Source organism: Amycolatopsis sp. NPDC028719 (genome assembly GCF_055565395.1).
This window is the reverse complement of record NZ_JBVHUL010000013.1, coordinates 265,613-282,408: the sequence shown is the minus strand read 5'-3', so window position 1 is coordinate 282,408 and position 16,796 is coordinate 265,613. Positions and strand designations below refer to the sequence as shown.

Below are 16,796 nucleotides of genomic sequence, written 5' to 3'. Positions count from 1 at the left end.
CGTGACGACCACGGAAGTCCCCAAGGCCGCGCGCGTGCGCGAAGCCGTCGACCGCCGGTTCGGGTTCCTCGACACCCTCGGCGACCAGATCCTGTTCTTCCTCCGCGCGATCGCGTGGACGCCGCGGGCGCTGCGCCGCTACCTGCGCGAGGTCGTCCGCCTGCTGGCCGAAGTCAGCTTCGGCAGCGGCGCCCTCGCCGTCATCGGCGGCACGATCGGCGTGATGATCGGGATGACCGTCGCCACCGGCACGGTCGTCGGCCTGCAGGGCTACTCCGCGCTCAACCAGGTCGGGACGTCGGCGTTCGCCGGGTTCGTGTCCGCCTACTTCAACACCCGCGAGATCGCCCCGCTCGTCTCCGGCCTCGCCCTCTCCGCCACCGTCGGCTGCGGTTTCACCGCGCAGCTCGGCGCGATGCGGATCTCCGAGGAGATCGACGCCCTGGAGGTCATGGGCATCCCCAGCGTCCCGTACCTGGTGACGACGCGGGTGATCGCCGGCTTCCTCGCCGTCATCCCGCTCTACGCGATCGGCCTGCTGTCGAGCTACCTGGCCTCACGGCAGGTCACCGTGTGGTTCTTCGGCCAGTCCGCGGGCACCTACGACCACTACTTCCTGCTGTTCCTCCCGCCCGGCGACGTGCTGTGGTCGTTCGGGAAGGTGCTCGTCTTCAGCGTCGTCGTGGTCCTGGCCCACTGTTACTACGGCTTTCGCGCGAGCGGCGGCCCGGCCGGCGTCGGCGTGGCGGTCGGGCGCGCCGTGCGCACGGCGATCGTCGCGATCAGCATCATCGACTTCTTCCTGAGCCTGGCCATCTGGGGTGCGACGACCACCGTGCAGGTGGCCGGATGAGACGGGAGACCCGCCGCAAGGCCGGGATCCGCACCGCGGGCGTGCTGTTCCTGGTGGTCATGGGCGTGCTCGTGACGCTCTCGATCAAGGTGTACGACAAGGACTTCGTCGCCACCGTCCCGGTGACGCTCAAGGCGGACCGCATCGGCAACCAGCTCTCCCCGGGCGGGCAGGTCAAGGCCCGCGGCGTGCTCGTCGGCGAAATCCGCGAAGTACGGGCGACTCCGCAGGGCGCCGAGATAGCGCTTGCCCTGGAGCCGGGCAAAGTGGACATGCTGCCCCGCGACGTTTCCGCGTTGCTCGTGCCCAAGACGCTCTTCGGCGAGCGGTACGTCCAGCTGTCCATCCCGGACGGTGCCCGGGCCCCGCACCTGACCGCGGGCGACACGATCGCCCAGGACCGCTCGGCCAACGCGATCGAGCTGGAACGCGTCTTCGACAACCTCCTGCCGCTGCTCAAGGCCGTCCAGCCGCAGAAGCTCGCGACGACGCTGACCGCGGTGTCGACGGCGCTGCAGGGCCGCGGCGAACAGCTGGGACAGACGATCGGCACCGCGGCGGACTACCTGAAGGACTTCACGCCCGACCTGCCGACCTTGACCCAGGACATCCGCGACCTGGCCACGGTTTCCCGCCTCTACGGCGACATCGCCCCGGACCTGCTCGACGCGCTCACCTCCTCGGCCGTCACGCTCGACACGGTCAAGGACAAGCAGGCCGACCTCGCCGGGGTCTACCAGCAGGTGACGTCGTCGTCCCAGGAGGTCACGAACTTCCTGCGGAACAACCGGGACAACCTCATCGCCCTGGCCGCCGACAGCCGCGCGCCGCTCGAGATCGCCGCGAAGTACTCCCCCAGCTTCGCCTGCACCATCAGTTCGCTGAGCGCCCTGAAGGAATCCATGGACAAGGTCCTCGGCGTAGAACGGAAGGAACCGGGCCTGCACGCCGAGGTCTCCGTGACCGCCGACAGCGGCAAGTACCTGCCCGGCCGGGACGACCCGCGCTTCACCGGCGGCGGCGAACCGCGCTGCTACCCCTCCGGCGTCGCCCCGACCACCGGCACCGCCGCCGCGACCCCCGGCAGCACCGGCCACCCGCTGCTCACCGGCGGCCAGGGCGACCTCGGCGTCGCGAACTCGCCGCAGGAGGAACAGCTGCTGGCCACGCTGGTCGCGCCGTCGATCGGCGTACCGGCCGCGCAGGTCCCGGAGTGGAGCAGCGTGCTCGTCGGGCCGCTCTACCGCGGCACGGAGGTGAAGCTCAAGTGAGGAACATCGCCTCCCCGCTCATCAAGAGCCTCATCTTCATCGTCGTCACCGCCCTCGCGACGACGCTGCTGGCCGTGTCCATCACGAACTCCGGCGTCGGCGCGGGCGAGCACTACACGGCGAAGTTCCTCGACGCCACTTCGCTCAACGCCGGGGACGACGTGCGCATCTCCGGCGTCCGCGTCGGCCAGGTCGAGTCACTGGAGATCAGCGACCACAACCGGGCGCTCGTCGGGTTCTCCCTCGAGCAGGGCCGCCGGCTGCCCGCCGACGTCCACGCGGTCATCAAGTACCGCAACATGGTGGGCCAGCGGTACATCGCGCTCGAACGCGGGACCACCGGCACCCGGGACCAGCTGCCCGAGGGCGGCGAGATCCCCCTCGACCGCACGACCCCCGCCCTGGACCTCACCGACCTGTTCAACGGCTTCAAGCCGCTGTTCCAGGCGCTGTCGCCGAACGACGTCAACGAGCTCTCCGGCGAGATCGTCCAGGTGCTGCAGGGCGAAGGCGGCACCGTCGAAAGCCTGCTGGCCCACACCGGTTCGCTGACCACCACCCTCGCCGGGCGCGACAAGGTGATCGGCGAGGTGATCGGGAACCTCAACTCGGTGCTCAAGACCGTCAACGGCAAGGGCGACGCCCTGGCGAACCTGGTCTCCACGCTGCGGCAGCTGGTGTCCGGGCTGGCCGGCGACCGCGCCGCGATCGGCGACGCGATCGGCGGGATCGGCGACCTGACGCAGTCGACCGCGGGCCTGTTCGAGCAGGCGCGCCCGCCGCTGAAGGAGAGCATCGCCGGGCTGCAGGAGGTGGCGGGCACGCTGGCGCAGAAGCAGTCCGATGTGGACAGTTTCCTGACGAACCTCCCGGTCAAGTTCACCGAAATCGGCCGGGTCGCTTCGTACGGGACGTGGATGAACTTCTTCCTCTGCCGCGCCACGCTCCAGACCACGCCCCCGCGCGGGGTCTACGTCCCGACGGCGAGGTGCGACTCGTGAAGTCGTTCAAGGAGCGCAACCCGATCGCCCTCGGCGTGGTCGGCAGCGTCGCGCTGGCCGCGCTGCTCACCGTCACGTTCAACTACGACAACCTGCCGATCGTCGGCGGCGGCACCACCTACCAGGCCGAGTTCTCCGAGGCCGCCGGCCTGCAGCCGGACGACGAGGTCCGGATCGCCGGCATCAAGGTCGGCGCCGTCCGCGACGTCGAGCTGGCCGACGACCACGTCCTCGTGTCGTTCCGGGTCAAGGACGCGTGGATCGGCGACCGCACGACCGCCGACATCAAGATCAAGACGTTGCTGGGCCGCAAGTTCCTCTCGCTGAACCCGACCGGCGACGGCGTGCAGGACCCGGACCGGCCGATCCCGCGCACCCGGACCGTCACGCCCTACGACGTCACCGACGCGTTCAACGGCCTGGCCGACACGGTCGGCGCGATCGACACGAAACAGCTCGCGGACAGCTTCACCACGCTGTCCGACACCTTCCGCAACTCCCCCGAGCACGTCCGCAGCGCGCTCGACGGCCTGTCGCAGCTGTCCAAGACGGTCTCCAGCCGCGACGGCCAGATCGCCGAGCTGCTGGCCAACGCGCGGAAGCTGACCACGACGCTGGCGAACTCGAACGACGACTTCGAGAAGCTGATCGACGACGGCAACCTGCTGCTGACCGAGCTGAACCGCCGCCGCGACGCGATCCACGACCTGCTCACCGGCTCGGCGCGGCTGGCCGACCAGCTCCGCGGCCTGATCGCGGAGAACTCCGACCCGCTCGAGAAGGCGCTGCAGTCGCTGTCGCAGGTGACCGACCTGCTGAAGAAGCAGAACGACAACCTCACCCGGGGCCTGCAGCTGGCGGGGCCGTACTTCCGCGTCGTCACCAACACCACCGGCAACGGCCGCTGGATCGACGCTTACCTCTGCGGCCTGCTGCCGGAGAACCACGACCCCTGCACCGCGCCGGGAGGCACCAAGTGAGCGCGCTGACCACCACCCGCGCCGGGGTCCTGACCACCCGCTTCGTCGCCGCCGCGATCCTGCTCGCGCTGGTCGTGACGGCCGCCCTCTGGTGGGTGTTCTCCGGATCGGGCCAGCACCACGTCACGGCGTTCTTCTCCCGCGCGGTCGGCGTCTACTCCGGCTCCGACGTCCGCGTGCTCGGCGTCCGCGTCGGCCAGGTCGACGCGGTCACCCCGCGGGGCGAGCAGGTGCAGGTGGACATGACCGTCGACGGCTCGGTCGGCATCGCCGAGGACACCACCGTGCTGGTGATCGCCCCCAGCGTCGTCGCCGACCGCTACGTCCAGTTCGCCAAGCTCGCCCGCGGCGGCCCGCGGCTGAAGGACGGCGCGTCGATCCCGGTCCAGCGGACCGCGACCCCGGTGGAGCTCGACCAGCTCTACGCCAGCCTGGACACGCTGTCGAAGGCCCTTGGCCCGAACGGCGCGAACTCCCAGGGCGCGCTGTCGGACCTGCTCAAGACCGGGGCGCGGAACCTGCAGGGCAACGGGCAGGCGTTCAACGACAGCGTCCGCAACTTCGCCCAGCTCGCCCGGACCCTGGCCGGCAACTCGGGGGACCTGTTCGGCACCGTCGACGAGCTGCAGCGGTTCACGACCATGCTCGCGACCAACGACCAGCAGGTGAGCGGCGTCAACCAGCAGCTGTCGCAAATCTCCGGCACCCTGGCCGCCAACAGCGGCGAGCTGGCCCACGCCCTCGACAGCCTCGGCCAGGCGCTCGGCGACGTCCAGGCGTTCATCCGCGACAACCGCGGCGCCATCAAGTCCAATGTGGACAATCTGGTGACGACGACGCGGACGCTCGTCGAGCAGCGCCGGTCGCTGGCCGAGACGCTCGACGGCGTGCCGCTGGCGGTGTCGAACGTCCTCAACGCGATCGACCCGGCGACCGGGCGGCTGAGGGGCCGCGACAACGTCCTCGAGTACTACCCGGCGCTGCCGCTGCCGGCCACCGGCGACGTCTACACGAACGGCGGTGGGCGGTGAAGCGGATCCTCACGGCCGTGACCATCGGGTGCCTGGCCCTCGCGGGGTGCTCGGGCGGCGAGTTCAAAGGCGTCTACGACCTGCCGCTGCCCGGCGGCGCCGACCTCGGCGACCACCCGTACGCGGTGACCGCGCAGTTCGCCGACGTCCTCGACCTCGTGCCGCAGGCGGCCGTCAAGGTCGGCGACGTCCCGGTCGGGCGGGTGCGGGAGATCCGGCTGGGCGCCGACGGGTGGACGGCCGAAGCCGTGCTGGACGTCAACGGCGACGTCGTGCTGCCGGCCGGCGCCCTCGCGCGGCTGCGCCAGTCCAGCCTCCTCGGCGAGAAGTTCGTCGAGCTCGCCCCACCGGACGGCGAAGCGCAGAACGCGAGCGGTGCGCGACTGGTGAACGGCGCCACGATCCCCCTGGCGCGCACCAACCGCAACCCCGAGTTCGAAGAGATCTTCGGCGCCCTTTCGCTGCTGCTCAACGGCGGCGGGATCGGCCAGCTGCAGACGATCAACCGCGAGCTGTCGAAGGTGATGGACGGCAACGAGGCGCAGATCCGCTCGTTCCTGTCCGGGGTGAACACCCTCATGACGGACCTGGACGCGCACCGGTCGGACATCACCGAAGCGCTGGACGGGCTCAACCGGCTGTCCGCGACGCTCGCGAACCGCCACGAGCAGGTGTCCGGTGCGCTGACCGACCTGACGCCCGGCCTGCAGGCGCTGTCCGACCAGCGCACCCAGCTCGTCTCGATGCTGCAGGCGCTGGATCGCCTCTCCACGGTGGCCACCGACGTCGTCGACCGCAGCCGCGACGACATGGTGGCGGACCTGCGCGCGCTCGCGCCGATCCTGGGGCAGCTGGCCGACGCCGGGGCCGACCTGCCGAAGTCGCTGCAGATGCTGCCGACGTTCCCGTTCCCCGACTCCGTGCTCCCGGCGATCAAGGGCGACTACGTCAACGCGTACGCGTCGATGATCCCGGCGCCCGGCGTGCCCCTGCCCGCGCCCGGCGAGGGCGTGCCGCCGGGCCTGCCGCCGCTCCCGATCCCTTCGGGAGGCCGATGATGCTGACGCGCAGAGTGCGGATCCAGGTCGTGCTGTTCATCGTGATCGCCCTGGGCACGACGGCGTTCGTGGGGGCGAACTACGCCGGGCTCGGCCGGCTCTTCGGCTCGGGCAGCTACACGGTGAAGCTCGAGCTCGCCGAAGGCGGCGGGCTGTTCGCAGGCGGCGAGGTGACCTACCGCGGCGTCGCCGTCGGCCGGGTCGGCGAGCTGCGGCTCACCGTCACCGGGACCGAGGCCGACCTGCTGATCGACGACGGCGCGCCGCCCATCCCGGCGGACTCCCGCGCGGTGGTGGCGAACCGGTCGGCCGTCGGCGAGCAGTACGTCGACCTGCAGCCGCGCACGGCCGACGCGCCGTACCTCGAAGCGGGCTCGGTCATCCGGCGCGAGTCGACGACGCTGCCGCTGCCGGTGAACAACCTGCTGACGGACCTCGATTCGTTCACCGCGTCGGTGCCGACGCAGGACCTGCGCACGGTGGTCAACGAGCTCGACGACGCGCTGCGCGGCGCCGGCCCAGACCTGCAGACGCTGCTGGACTCGGCGACGACGTTCACGCACGAGGCGAGCGCGAACCTGCCGCAGACGTCGAAGCTGATCAACGACGGGGCGACGGTGCTGCGGACGCAGGTCGGCTCGTCGTCGGAGTGGCGCTCGTTCAGCAGCAACGCCCGGGTGTTCGCCCAGCAGCTCGCCCGCTCCGACGGGGACCTGCGGCGGTTGATCGCGACCGCGCCCCCGGCGGCGACGGAGCTTTCGGCGCTGCTGAAGGAGAACGACCCCGGACTGCCGATCCTGCTGGCCAACCTGCTGACGACAGCCAGGGTGTTCGGCACCCGCACCGCGGCGGAGGAGTCGCTGCTGGCGAACATGCCGCGCGCGGTGGCGGGCGTGGGGTCGGCGCTGAACCCCCGCGGCGACGCCCTGCGGATGGCGCTGGTGCTGAACTTCGACAACCCGCCGCCGTGCGTCCAGGGCTACGAGGCGACGCAGCACCGGCCGAGCGACGATCTTTCGCCCCTGCCGCTCAACACCGGAGCGGCCTGCACGCTGCCGTACGGGAACGAGAGCTCGGTGCGCGGCGTGCAGAACGCACCGCACCCGCCGGTGCCGGAGCCGGCGGTGCCGGGCGGGCTGACCGGACTCGACGGGCAGGCGACGTCGACGAGCCTCGAGGAGATGCTGTGGCTGCGCTGAAGCACGGTGCGGTGGCGGTCGCGGCGGCCGCGGCCGTGTTCGCGGGCTGGTCGGGCTATTCGTGGTACGCGGCGTCGCACGACGCGTCGCTGACGTACGGAGTGGCGCGCGACGAGGCGCTGGCGAGCGGCCGGACGCTGGTGGCGGAGCTGAGCAGCCTCGACTACCACGACGTGAACGGCGGGCTGGGCAAGTGGCTGGCGGCGTCGACGGGCCCGCTGCACGACCAGCTGGCCCGCACGGACCCGAAGACGAAGGAAACCCTGGCGGCGAACGCGACGGTGGCGACGGGCCGGGTCCTGGACGCGGCGCTGAGCGAGCTGGACGAGCACGCGGGCACGGCGAAGATGCTGGCTTCGGTGGAGATCACGATGGCGAAAGACGGAACGGCCCCGGCGGTGAAGCGCAACCGCTTCGCGGCAGCGTTGTCACGGACGGCTGATGGGTGGAAGTTGAGTGCGCTGGACCAGCTGCCGGTGGGTGCCCGATGAGCCGCGCGAGGGTGGTCGAGGTGCGGGCCGAGGAGACTCCGGCAGAGGTGGAGGCCCGGGACGGCTTGCGCGAGGGTGGAGCTGAGGACAGTTCGCCCGCCACCGAGCCCGGCGACAGCCCACCCGCGGCCGAGGCTGAGGCTGAGGTCAGCTCACCGGCGAACAGGTCCGAGGTCAGCTCACCCGCAACCGAGCCCGGCGACAGCCCACCCGCGGCCGAGACTGAGGTCAGCTCACCGGCGAACAGGTCCGAGGTGAGCTCACCCGCAACCGAGCCCGGCCACATTCCCGGAGCCGAGCCTCAGGCAACCGCCGAGCCGGCCGCGATCGCCGAGACCGAGTCCATCGAGTCCACCGAGTCCAGCGAACCGTCGGGCGAGTTCGCCGGCTCGCCGGAGAGCCGCGCGACCGAGGCCGAGCCGGCCAAAGCCACCGAAGGCGAAGCCGGAGCCGACCAGGCGACCGAAGCCGAACCGCCCGAGGCCGCCGACAGCGACCCGGCCGAAGCCGAAGCACAGCCTGAACCCGCCAAGCCACGCCCCGCCTGGCTCCGCCTGCCGGCCCTCCTCCTGGCCGCCGCCCTGGTCCTCACCGGAACCGGCCTCTGGTTCACCCTCGAAGCCCGCTCAGCGGTCGGCAACCCCGCCGCCGCGAACCTGGCGCTCACCGATGTCGGCGCCACCGCCGATGTCACCTCGGCCGTCACCCTCGCGATGAACCGGATCTTCTCCTATTCCTACGACAAGACCGACGTCACCGAAAAAGCCGCCGCCGCCGTGCTGCGGGGATCCGCGAAGGATTCCTACGACAAGCTCTTCGCCCAGGTCCGGCAGAAGGCACCCGAGCAGAAACTCGTGCTCACTTCGCGCGTTTCCGCGATCGCCGTGCAAGAACTCCGGAATGGTCACGCGCGGTTACTCGTCTTTCTCGATCAATCAGCCGTCCGAGCTGACAACAATGCGATCGACAGCGCCGCGGCGCAGCTTTCCGTGACCGCGGAACGCACGGGTGACGGCTGGGTCGTCACCGCACTGGAACCCCGCTGAAAGCAAGCTGCACAACGAGTACTTCACCGTTTCCGGGAGCACCCGGAAACGCTCGGGAAACGCAAAAGGAGGACAACCATGTCCGTGGCAACGCAGCTGAGGAGAATGGCCGTGCTCACGTCGGCGGCGGCCGTCGTGCTGACCGGGGTCGTGGTGACCCCGGCCTCGGCCGACGTCATCCCGATCCCCGTGTCCTACAAGGTGACCGGCAGCACCACGGTGAAGAAGACCGGCAGCGCCATGAAACTCGGCCCCGGCTCGCTCAAGGGCAACCTGCTGATCGACGACCAGACCGGCTCGGTCGGGCTCAGCGCGGACCTGGCGCTGCCGCCTTCCCAGGCCGACATCTCCCTGCTCTCGGGCGTCTTCCGGATCAAGGCCAAGGTCAAGGTGACCCCGCTCGGCCCGGCCACCGGCACGATCTCCGACGGCAACCTCGTCACCAAGGCCAAGGCCAACATGGAGATCTACGACATCTGGGCCGGGCCGATCATCCCGATCTTCCCGCTGCCGACCGTGCCGGGCAGCTGCAAGACGAAGACCCCGCTCGACCTGACGCTGTCCGCACAGGACATCGACATCACCGCGCCGGCCATCACGGTGACCGGCACGTACACGATCCCCGAGTTCAGCAACTGCTTCGTCGCCGACATCGCCCTCGGCGCCCTCGTTTCGGGGCCGGGCAACACCATTTCGCTCGACCTGGCCAGCGACGCCACCTGAGTGACCACGGGTGGCGGGCCGCGGCCCGCCACCCGCCGGCGTCAGCAGGGAGCGGCCGGATCTTCCTTCAGCGCGAAGCTGTCGTTGTCCCCGGCCGAGATCGCGTACACCGGTCCGCACCACGGGAAGTAGGACTCTCCGACGAAGTTCGAACCCCAGGTCACCACCGAGCCGTCGGTTTTGACGGCGATGTTGTGGTTGAACCCGGCGTCGATGCCCGCGACGTCGGACAGCGCCTCCGGCGGCACCTCGATCTGGTGGAAGTTGTCGCGGCCCCAGGCGTAGACCTGGCCGTTCTTCAGCGCCAGGCTGTGGTTGAACCCGGCGGACACCGCCGTGACACCGGAAGAAAGCCCGGCCGGCACCGTCGTCTGCCCGTAGGTGTTGCTCCCCCAGGCCAGCACGCCGCCGTTCTTGAGCGCCAGGTTGTGGTCGCCGCCCGCGGAGATCGCGGTCACGCCGGACTGGGCGGCCGCCGGCACGTCGGTCCGCGTCCCCCAGCTCACCACCAGCCCGCCCTGCTTGAGTGCCAGGCTGTGCATGTTGGACGTCGAGATCGCGAGCACGCCACTGGACACCGACGCGGGCAGCGTGGTCTGGCCGTACCAGTTGTTCCCCCAGGCCAGGACCTTGCCGTTCTTGAGGGCCAGCTCGTGCCCCCAGCCCGACGCGATCTGGCTGACCCCGGACGTCGCCGCGGAGGGGATCTCGTTGGCGCCCCAGTTGTTCGCGCCCCACGCGAGGACCGCGCCGCCCTTCAGCGCGAGCGCGGTGGTGCTCCCCGCCGACACGGCGGTGACGCCGGAAAGCGCGCCCGGCGGCGGGATCGTGACGTCGTAGTCCGGCTTGCCCCAGGCGATCACGCCGCCGACGGTGGCCGCGGACGCCGGCTGCGCGAACACCGAGGCGGCCATCGCCGCCGTCACCGCGAATGCGGCGCCCTTCAGTGATACCCGTCCACAACGGGAAGTACCCGGCACGGTAGCCTCATTTCTCCGGTTTCGTTATCGGGGATTGCTCCGGCAAGATCACAAATGGTAGACCGTGCCGAACAGTGCTTCGGCGCGGCGGCCGTTCTTTGTCAAAATACGCCAAATCCGGTCGTGCACCTTCGCTGCCGCGCACAAGAAACCGATACTGCCTCGCACCGCCTCACCCACGCCGGGGCGAAGTCTTGTTCCTTACTGAACTGGCGAGTAGCCTCGATTCCGGCAGATGGACCTCCACCTCGCACGCCGATGAATCGCGACCCGCCGCCCGGGGCAATGGGGACGGTGAACGCGATGGGGGCTCACGGCGGCGAGCAATCGATCAGCCAAAGCCGAGACTGAACTGAATCAAAGGAGATGACAGGTATGTCCCGACTCAGCAGGCTGTCCGCCGGTTTCGCCACCACTGCGACCGCCATCGGCGCCATCGCGGTGCTGACCGCGGGTACCGCGGCCGCGGCCACCACCACCTACACCGCCGGGGGCACGGCGGGCATCACCTACAACTGCACCTTCCCCGGCATCTCGCCGCAGCCGGTCGCCATCGGCGCGCACCTGGACGCGCCGGACGTCGTCCCGGCCGGCACCACCGTCACGCCCACCAACGTCGGCGGTAGCGCGACGATCAGCGCGACCGTCCACTCGCTGCTGACCGCGGTCGGCTACGACGGCATCCGGGGCAAGGCGACGGTGCCGGTCACGGCGTCGGCGGGCACGCTGTCGCAGCCGTCGGCCTCCGGGCTGGACATCCCGGAGGTGATCTACCCGACCGGCGGGCCGATCACGGTGGTCATCTCGCAGGACGCGGGGTCCAGCATCCCGAACTGGACCGCGCCGGCCGCCGCGGGCAGTGCCACCCTGTCGCTGACGAGCGGGCTGTCGGCGAACCTGGAGTTCCACAAGAAGTCGACGAACACCTGGTCGCCGTGGACGATGAACTGCACCCTCAAGGTGACCAGCCCGGCGCAGAACACCGCGTTCAGCCCGAGCATCACCGTTTCCTGACCGGGTTTCCCGGTGCGGGCGCCCGCCCGCACCGGGACCACCCCGCCGCTTCCGCACGCACCCAGGGAAACCGATGCCACTTCGAGTCCGGCCCCGCACCCTCACGATCTCCGCGCTGGCGGCCGTCGGCCTGCTCTCCGCGGTGAACGGCGCGCTGACGGGGGTCGGCTCGGCCGCCCCCGCGCCCGCGGTCCCGCCGGACGCGAAGGCCACGGCGTCGGTTTCGGTGACCTGCCCGTTCGCGGACCCGCTCGGCGCGCGGAAGCTCACGGCCGAGACGGCGGCGACGCTGCCCTCGCAGGCGAAGACCGGGACGTCGGCCAAGATCGGCGCGTTTTCGGCGAAACTCACGCTCCCCCGCGACATCGCGCTCTCGTTCCTTCCGGAAGGCACCACCACCGGGTCGCTGCGCGGCGGCGTGCACCTCGCCCTGGCCGTGCACCAGGGCGACCGCGCGGACCAGGTGCCGATCGACCTGACCGTCCCGGCCACGCCGCTGCCGGAGACCGGTGACGTCACGCTGACGGCCACCGGCACCGTGCCGGAGATCGCACTGAACACCGTCGGCGCCGTCACGTTCGACGTCACCGCGCCGACGCTGGCCCTCGAAGCCGTGCCGCCGCCGGACACCGCGGTAACGCAGCCGGCCCCGCAGGTCGCGTGCACCCTCGACCCCGAGCAGCAGACGACGCTGGGCAAGATCCTGGTCCTGCCGAAGACGGTGCCGGGCACGAAGCAGAAGCAGCAGGTGGCGGCCGCCGCCGAGCCCGGCCCGGGTGATCCGCCGACCGAAGACGAGTTCGCGGTGCCGCTGAGCCTGGTCACGATCCTGACGAAGTCGACGGTCAAGAAGCTCGGCGCGACCGTCGCGGCCGATCCCGCGTTCCTGTTCAACGGGTTGTTCATCCTCAACCTCATCACCAACGACTCCCGGGTCACCGGGTCGACGACCTTCAACCCGGCGACAACCTCGTTCCTGGGCTTCGGGTTCGTGCCGGTGACCGCGACCGTCGAGTTCCTGCCCGTCGACTACCGGAACAGCAAGGTCATCGAGATCGCCGGCAAGATCACGACGGACCCGGACACCGGGGCCACCTTCCTGGACACGACGCTGCAGGTGATGGCGCGGTTGAGCAACGCGAAGGTCAACGGCGTCCCGCTCGACCTCGGCCCCGACTGCGTGACGAAGGAAAGAATGACCCTCACGCTGAACGGCCCGTACGAAGCGTTCGGCGTGGGCCACATCCGGACCGACGAGAAGACGGGCTTCAAGCTCCCCGCGTTCACCGGCTGCGGCGCGGGCGGCCAGGACCTGAACCCGCTGCTGTCCGGGATGAGCTCGGGTGAGGGCAACCAGGCCTTCGTCGACACCTACAACCTCATCGTGTGCACCGAACCGGACCACACCCAGTGCCCGCCGGGCTCCGACGGACCCCCGCCCGAGGCGGCGGCAGCGGCGAAGAAGGCGGCGGTCAAGCACCCGAAGTGAGGGACGCGGCAGCCGTTCACCGCGGAACGTCCGGGAGTTCACGTCTTCCGGGCAAAGGCGCGCGCCCGCCCTAGCTGGACGTCCACTGCGGACGCGAAACCCCAGCCCGCTGAGCCGGCAGCAGCTCGCTCACCGGGTACCGCAACGGCAACGGTGCCGCGCCCGCGCGCAGGGCCAGCTCCATCTCGAAGCGCGACGCCGGGTCGCGAAGGCTGTCGCCGAACGTGGCCTGGAGCTGTCTCATGCGGTAGCGGACCGTCTGAGGGTGAACACCCAACCGCTCCGCGATCTCCACCACGTTGCCCTGACTGTCGAGCCACGCCCGCAGCGTCTCCAGCAACCGCTCCTGCTGCTTGCCCGTCATGTCCGCCAGCGGCGCGAACAGGCGGTGCCGCAGCGTGCCGACCAGGCCCGTGTCGGAGTTGACCAGCAACGTCGCCAGGTGCTCCTCGGCGCGCAGCACCGGGCGCGGCATCAGCACCCCGCGCTCGGCCAGCTGGAGGGCATTGCGGGCCCACCGCAGGGAATCCGCGACCGACGCCAGCGGGACGCACGGGCCGATCGAGAGCCGGCAGTCCGGCAGGGCCACCTGCAGCGTCGCCAGCCGGGCGCCGCTGAGCTCGCCCGGAACCACCAGCTTCGGCTCGGGTGTGTCGAGCTCGGCGAGGATGTCCGCGTCCAGCCCGGCGTGACGGCGGGCCGGGGCGACGCCGTCGGCCGGGCAGACCGCCACCGGTGTCGCGTCGGTCGGCACCGGCCAGCCGATCAGCTGGGCCAGCTCGGCGATCGCCTTCGGGGACGCGGGCGGCGTCTCGAGGATGAGGTGCAGCAGCTTGCGGCGCCACGTGTCGAGCGCGCCCGCCGTGCGCGCCTTCGCCTCCAGGTAGCCGTCGAGCGCGACCGAAGCGAGCTCGTCCATGAACGCCAGCATCGCGTCGGCCAGCTGGGACATCACCGCCGACGAAAGCCCGCTCCGGCGCCCGACGCGCATGATCCGCCGCCACGACACGCGCGCGCCGACCCGGTACGCCGACTGCAGCGTGTCGAGGCTGCGGCCTTCGCGCATTTCGTTCTGCCCCAGCCGGTGGTGCACCTCGTGGGACTGCTCCTTGGACACCGTCGGGTCGGCGATCTGCGCGACGAACAACGTGATCGCGTACTCGACGCCGGCGCGGATCGACTTGCCGTAGGGACCGTCGAGCGGGCGCGCGTAGGCCGGGATGGTCGCGCGGATCTCGTCGACGATCTCGGCCGCGAGGCTGGCCAGCTCGGGCCGCAGGATGTCGGCGAGCTTGCGAGGCAGTGCGGCAGGTGGCGGCGCAGCGTGATCGAATCCGCGCTCCACCGACATCGCAGCTCCTTCGCTCCGCCCCGGGACCCCGGCCCGCGCACCCCGCCTGGCGCGGGGTGACACCGGACACATCGAAAAACTAGTCCCGAACGTGTCACACCTTCGAAGGGAAACCGATTTCTTGTCATCTTCGTGACAAGTTCACGAGGTCGGACTGCGGAACGCTGACAACCACCCCGCCGACTGCTCACGATTGTACGTACGAACGGGCGAACCCGGAACCGGCGCGCACGCCGCGCCGGACGCTTGTATCGTATGGTTGATACAAGCGAGGAGGTCCGGACATGCCGTGGGACAACGTGCTCGCCGTCGCGCTCTTCACCGGGTTGATCGGCCTGGCGATCCTGATCGTGCTCTGGCCGGGCGAAAAGCACGGGAAACGCTTGCTCGAACGCTGGGGCGTGCCGGAGCCGGACGCCGCCGAGGTGGCGCTCGCCGTCCGGTACCTCAAGCGGCGCCGGCTCTGGTACCCGTGGCTCTACCTGGCGATCCCGCCCGTGCTCGACGACACCGGGCCGGGCTCGATCATCACGACCCTGCTCGTCGGCGGCTTGATCGCCGAACTCCTGGCCCAGCGGCCGTCTCGCACCGCGCGCCGCGAAGCCGTGCTGGCCCCGCGGACACTGCGCGACACCGTCCCGGCCTGGGCGCTGGTGCTGAGCGGCCTGGCGTCGGCGGCCGCGATCGTGCGCCTGGCGTGGACCGCGCAGTGGACGCTGCTGGCGGCGGCCGCCGTCACCACGGCGGTCTGCTGGGTGATCACGGCCCTGGCGGTGCGCCGCCCGGCGGCCGGGGAGCCGCGGGCCGACCTGGCCCTGCGCCGCCGCAGCGGGCGCGTCGCGATCGGGCTGGGGATCGCCGCCTGCGCGGCGATCGGCTGGCCGGCCGGGAACTTCGGGTCGCTGCTGGCGGTCGTCGCCGGCCTGGCCGCGTTCCTGGCGGTGACCGCACCGGTGAAACGGCAGCCGGCCCCGGCGTGAAGATCGTCGTCGACACCGAAAACGGCCTGGCGCCCTGGCGGCAGGTGCACGACCAGATCGTCCGCGCGGTGACGGCGGGCGCGCTCCCGGACGGGACGCGCCTGCCGCCGATCCGCCAGCTGGCCCGGGACCTGGGACTGGCGTCCGGAACGGTGGCCCGCGCGTACCGCGAACTGGAGGCGGCGGGCTGGGTGATGACGGCCCGCGCGCGCGGCACGGTCGTCACGACCCCCGCGAACCGCCCGGACCCGACGGCGCTGCTCCTCACCGCGGCGATCGAGTTCGCCGTCCGCGCCCAGGACCTCGGCGCGGACGTGGAAGCGGCGGTGACCGCGGTCCGCTCCGCCTACGAGCCCGGCCAAGGTCCGTGAATGTCGCATTGAGGGACTTGAAGTCCCTCAATGCGACATTCACGGACTTCGGGAAACCCGCTCAGCGGTGGTCGAGGAGGCGGCCGATCGCGGCCAGGACCGGTTCCAGCACCTCGACCTGGCGGGACGTGCCCACGCACTCGGTGATCCCCGCGCCCACGACCTCGTATCCGGCCAGGGCGTCCAGCTCGGCCACCAGCCGCTCGATCGGCCAGCCGTCCGGCTCCGGGTAGTCGAGGCCCGCGAACTCCGCGGGATCCAGCACGTCCAGATCCACGTGGACGTACAGCTTCTCCACGCCCACCAAGGCATCCACCGACGTGACCGCCAGCCCGCGCACGACCGCCGCCCGTTCCTCCGGGTCGAACACGCGCGTCCCGGCCAGGGCCACGTTCCCGGGAGTCAGCGCCGGGGCGGCCGCGAACTCCGGGTCGCCCTCGCCGAACAGCGACCGCAGCACCATGCCGTGGAACGCGCCCGACGGGGACGACTCCGCCGTGTTCAGGTCGGCGTGCGCGTCGAACCACACGACGCCCAGGCCCGGGCCGTGCCGGAAGCGGGCCACCCCGATCGGCACCAGCTCGACCCCGCAGTCGCCGCCGACCGTCAGGACCGGGCCACCGGGGGCCTCCAGTGCCGCCAGCTGAGCCGCGCGGTTCGGGCCGGTCAGCACCGCGCGCGAAGCGATCCCACGGTCCACCTCGGACACTTCCCGCGTCTGCCGGACGTGGTGCACGGGCCGGCCGAGCACGTGCCCGGCCAGCTCCGCGAGCGCCAGGCAGCCGTCCGGCAGCTCCGCCGCCCGTGGTCCCACCGCGCCCTGTCGTTGCGGCACCGCGTTGATCAGCATCCGGCGATGTTAGCAATCCGGCCAAGAGCAGGCCGACCCGCGAACGGCGCGTAACCGTTGCTACGGGCCGATTCGGCCGTGGCTGTGGTCGGATTGCCAACGAACGGC

Annotated in this window: 17 protein-coding genes; 14 read left to right on the top strand and 3 right to left on the bottom strand. The window is 71.0% G+C overall.

What is annotated here, in order from left to right:
• The first annotated feature begins 1 nt into the window (after position 1).
• From ACZ4TR_RS43080 to ACZ4TR_RS43035, 10 genes are all read left to right on the top strand, one after another.
• Positions 2 to 853 (top strand): MlaE family ABC transporter permease, encoded by an 852-nt coding sequence (locus ACZ4TR_RS43080; protein ID WP_364522867.1) that lies wholly within the window; start codon positions 2 to 4, stop codon positions 851 to 853.
• Entirely contained in the window at positions 850 to 2,124 is a 1,275-nt protein-coding gene (locus tag ACZ4TR_RS43075; RefSeq protein WP_465294083.1) for an MCE family protein, read from the top strand. The genes ACZ4TR_RS43080 and ACZ4TR_RS43075 overlap by 4 nt, the downstream gene beginning before the upstream one ends.
• The gene (locus tag ACZ4TR_RS43070; protein WP_364522870.1) at positions 2,121 to 3,125 is read left to right on the top strand and encodes an MCE family protein; all 1,005 of its coding nucleotides are present in this window, start codon (positions 2,121 to 2,123) and stop codon (positions 3,123 to 3,125) included. Before ACZ4TR_RS43075 ends, ACZ4TR_RS43070 begins: the two co-directional genes overlap by 4 nt.
• Positions 3,122 to 4,105: an MCE family protein gene (locus ACZ4TR_RS43065; RefSeq protein WP_465294081.1), complete on the top strand. Its 984-nt coding sequence runs from the start codon at positions 3,122 to 3,124 to the stop codon at positions 4,103 to 4,105. The genes ACZ4TR_RS43070 and ACZ4TR_RS43065 overlap by 4 nt, the downstream gene beginning before the upstream one ends.
• Positions 4,102 to 5,136: an MCE family protein gene (locus ACZ4TR_RS43060; protein ID WP_465294079.1), complete on the top strand. Its 1,035-nt coding sequence runs from the start codon at positions 4,102 to 4,104 to the stop codon at positions 5,134 to 5,136. Before ACZ4TR_RS43065 ends, ACZ4TR_RS43060 begins: the two co-directional genes overlap by 4 nt.
• On the top strand, positions 5,133 to 6,194 hold the full coding sequence (locus tag ACZ4TR_RS43055) for an MCE family protein (protein ID WP_465294077.1): 1,062 nt from the start codon (positions 5,133 to 5,135) through the stop codon (positions 6,192 to 6,194). The genes ACZ4TR_RS43060 and ACZ4TR_RS43055 overlap by 4 nt, the downstream gene beginning before the upstream one ends.
• Positions 6,194 to 7,393, top strand: coding sequence for an MlaD family protein (locus ACZ4TR_RS43050; RefSeq protein ID WP_465294075.1), 1,200 nt, complete (start codon positions 6,194 to 6,196; stop codon positions 7,391 to 7,393). Before ACZ4TR_RS43055 ends, ACZ4TR_RS43050 begins: the two co-directional genes overlap by 1 nt.
• Complete coding sequence (locus ACZ4TR_RS43045) at positions 7,381 to 7,884, top strand: hypothetical protein (protein ID WP_364522880.1); 504 nt, start codon at positions 7,381 to 7,383, stop codon at positions 7,882 to 7,884. Before ACZ4TR_RS43050 ends, ACZ4TR_RS43045 begins: the two co-directional genes overlap by 13 nt.
• A gap of 254 nt (positions 7,885 to 8,138) precedes the next feature.
• Complete coding sequence (locus ACZ4TR_RS43040; protein ID WP_465294073.1) at positions 8,139 to 8,930, top strand: hypothetical protein; 792 nt, start codon at positions 8,139 to 8,141, stop codon at positions 8,928 to 8,930.
• Between the two features lie 78 nt (positions 8,931 to 9,008).
• Positions 9,009 to 9,653, top strand: a complete 645-nt coding sequence (locus tag ACZ4TR_RS43035) for a hypothetical protein (RefSeq protein WP_465294071.1) — start codon at positions 9,009 to 9,011, stop codon at positions 9,651 to 9,653.
• 41 nt (positions 9,654 to 9,694) lie between these two features.
• Here ACZ4TR_RS43035 and ACZ4TR_RS43030 read toward each other — a convergent pair whose 3' ends face one another.
• The gene (locus ACZ4TR_RS43030; protein ID WP_465294069.1) at positions 9,695 to 10,567 is read right to left on the bottom strand and encodes an RCC1 domain-containing protein; all 873 of its coding nucleotides are present in this window, start codon (positions 10,565 to 10,567) and stop codon (positions 9,695 to 9,697) included.
• A 441-nt stretch (positions 10,568 to 11,008) separates the two neighbouring features.
• Between ACZ4TR_RS43030 and ACZ4TR_RS43025 the strand changes: the two genes are divergently transcribed.
• Positions 11,009 to 11,647 carry a DUF6801 domain-containing protein gene (locus ACZ4TR_RS43025; RefSeq protein ID WP_364522888.1) on the top strand — a complete coding sequence of 213 codons (639 nt, stop codon included), beginning with the start codon at positions 11,009 to 11,011 and terminating at the stop codon, positions 11,645 to 11,647.
• A gap of 73 nt (positions 11,648 to 11,720) precedes the next feature.
• Positions 11,721 to 13,136: a DUF6801 domain-containing protein gene (locus tag ACZ4TR_RS43020; RefSeq protein ID WP_465294067.1), complete on the top strand. Its 1,416-nt coding sequence runs from the start codon at positions 11,721 to 11,723 to the stop codon at positions 13,134 to 13,136.
• A gap of 70 nt (positions 13,137 to 13,206) precedes the next feature.
• Here the strand turns inward: ACZ4TR_RS43020 and ACZ4TR_RS43015 are convergent, their stop codons facing one another.
• Positions 13,207 to 14,487 (bottom strand): PucR family transcriptional regulator, encoded by a 1,281-nt coding sequence (locus ACZ4TR_RS43015; RefSeq protein ID WP_465294065.1) that lies wholly within the window; start codon positions 14,485 to 14,487, stop codon positions 13,207 to 13,209.
• A 284-nt stretch (positions 14,488 to 14,771) separates the two neighbouring features.
• On the opposite strand from ACZ4TR_RS43015, the gene ACZ4TR_RS43010 reads away from it, so the two are divergent.
• Complete coding sequence (locus ACZ4TR_RS43010; RefSeq protein ID WP_465294063.1) at positions 14,772 to 15,467, top strand: hypothetical protein; 696 nt, start codon at positions 14,772 to 14,774, stop codon at positions 15,465 to 15,467.
• Positions 15,464 to 15,838: a GntR family transcriptional regulator gene (locus tag ACZ4TR_RS43005; RefSeq protein WP_465294061.1), complete on the top strand. Its 375-nt coding sequence runs from the start codon at positions 15,464 to 15,466 to the stop codon at positions 15,836 to 15,838. The genes ACZ4TR_RS43010 and ACZ4TR_RS43005 overlap by 4 nt, the downstream gene beginning before the upstream one ends.
• 61 nt (positions 15,839 to 15,899) lie before the next feature.
• On the opposite strand, the gene ACZ4TR_RS43000 is transcribed toward ACZ4TR_RS43005, so the two are convergent.
• Positions 15,900 to 16,688: an arginase family protein gene (locus tag ACZ4TR_RS43000; RefSeq protein ID WP_465294059.1), complete on the bottom strand. Its 789-nt coding sequence runs from the start codon at positions 16,686 to 16,688 to the stop codon at positions 15,900 to 15,902.
• Positions 16,689 to 16,796 lie beyond the last annotated feature (108 nt).

What these genes read in the sequence shown, in the direction of transcription:
- ACZ4TR_RS43075 (WP_465294083.1), top strand. Translation starts at nt 850, where the DNA reads ATGAGACGGGAGACCCGCCGCAAGGCCGGGATCCGCACCGCGGGCGTG.
- ACZ4TR_RS43050 (WP_465294075.1), top strand. Translation starts at nt 6,194, where the DNA reads ATGCTGACGCGCAGAGTGCGGATCCAGGTCGTGCTGTTCATCGTGATC.
- ACZ4TR_RS43035 (WP_465294071.1), top strand. Translation starts at nt 9,009, where the DNA reads ATGTCCGTGGCAACGCAGCTGAGGAGAATGGCCGTGCTCACGTCGGCG.
- ACZ4TR_RS43030 (WP_465294069.1), bottom strand. Translation starts at nt 10,567, where the DNA reads ATGGCCGCCTCGGTGTTCGCGCAGCCGGCGTCCGCGGCCACCGTCGGC.
- ACZ4TR_RS43025 (WP_364522888.1), top strand. Translation starts at nt 11,009, where the DNA reads ATGTCCCGACTCAGCAGGCTGTCCGCCGGTTTCGCCACCACTGCGACC.
- ACZ4TR_RS43020 (WP_465294067.1), top strand. Translation starts at nt 11,721, where the DNA reads ATGCCACTTCGAGTCCGGCCCCGCACCCTCACGATCTCCGCGCTGGCG.
- ACZ4TR_RS43015 (WP_465294065.1), bottom strand. Translation starts at nt 14,487, where the DNA reads ATGTCGGTGGAGCGCGGATTCGATCACGCTGCGCCGCCACCTGCCGCA.
- ACZ4TR_RS43010 (WP_465294063.1), top strand. Translation starts at nt 14,772, where the DNA reads ATGCCGTGGGACAACGTGCTCGCCGTCGCGCTCTTCACCGGGTTGATC.
- ACZ4TR_RS43000 (WP_465294059.1), bottom strand. Translation starts at nt 16,688, where the DNA reads ATGCTGATCAACGCGGTGCCGCAACGACAGGGCGCGGTGGGACCACGG.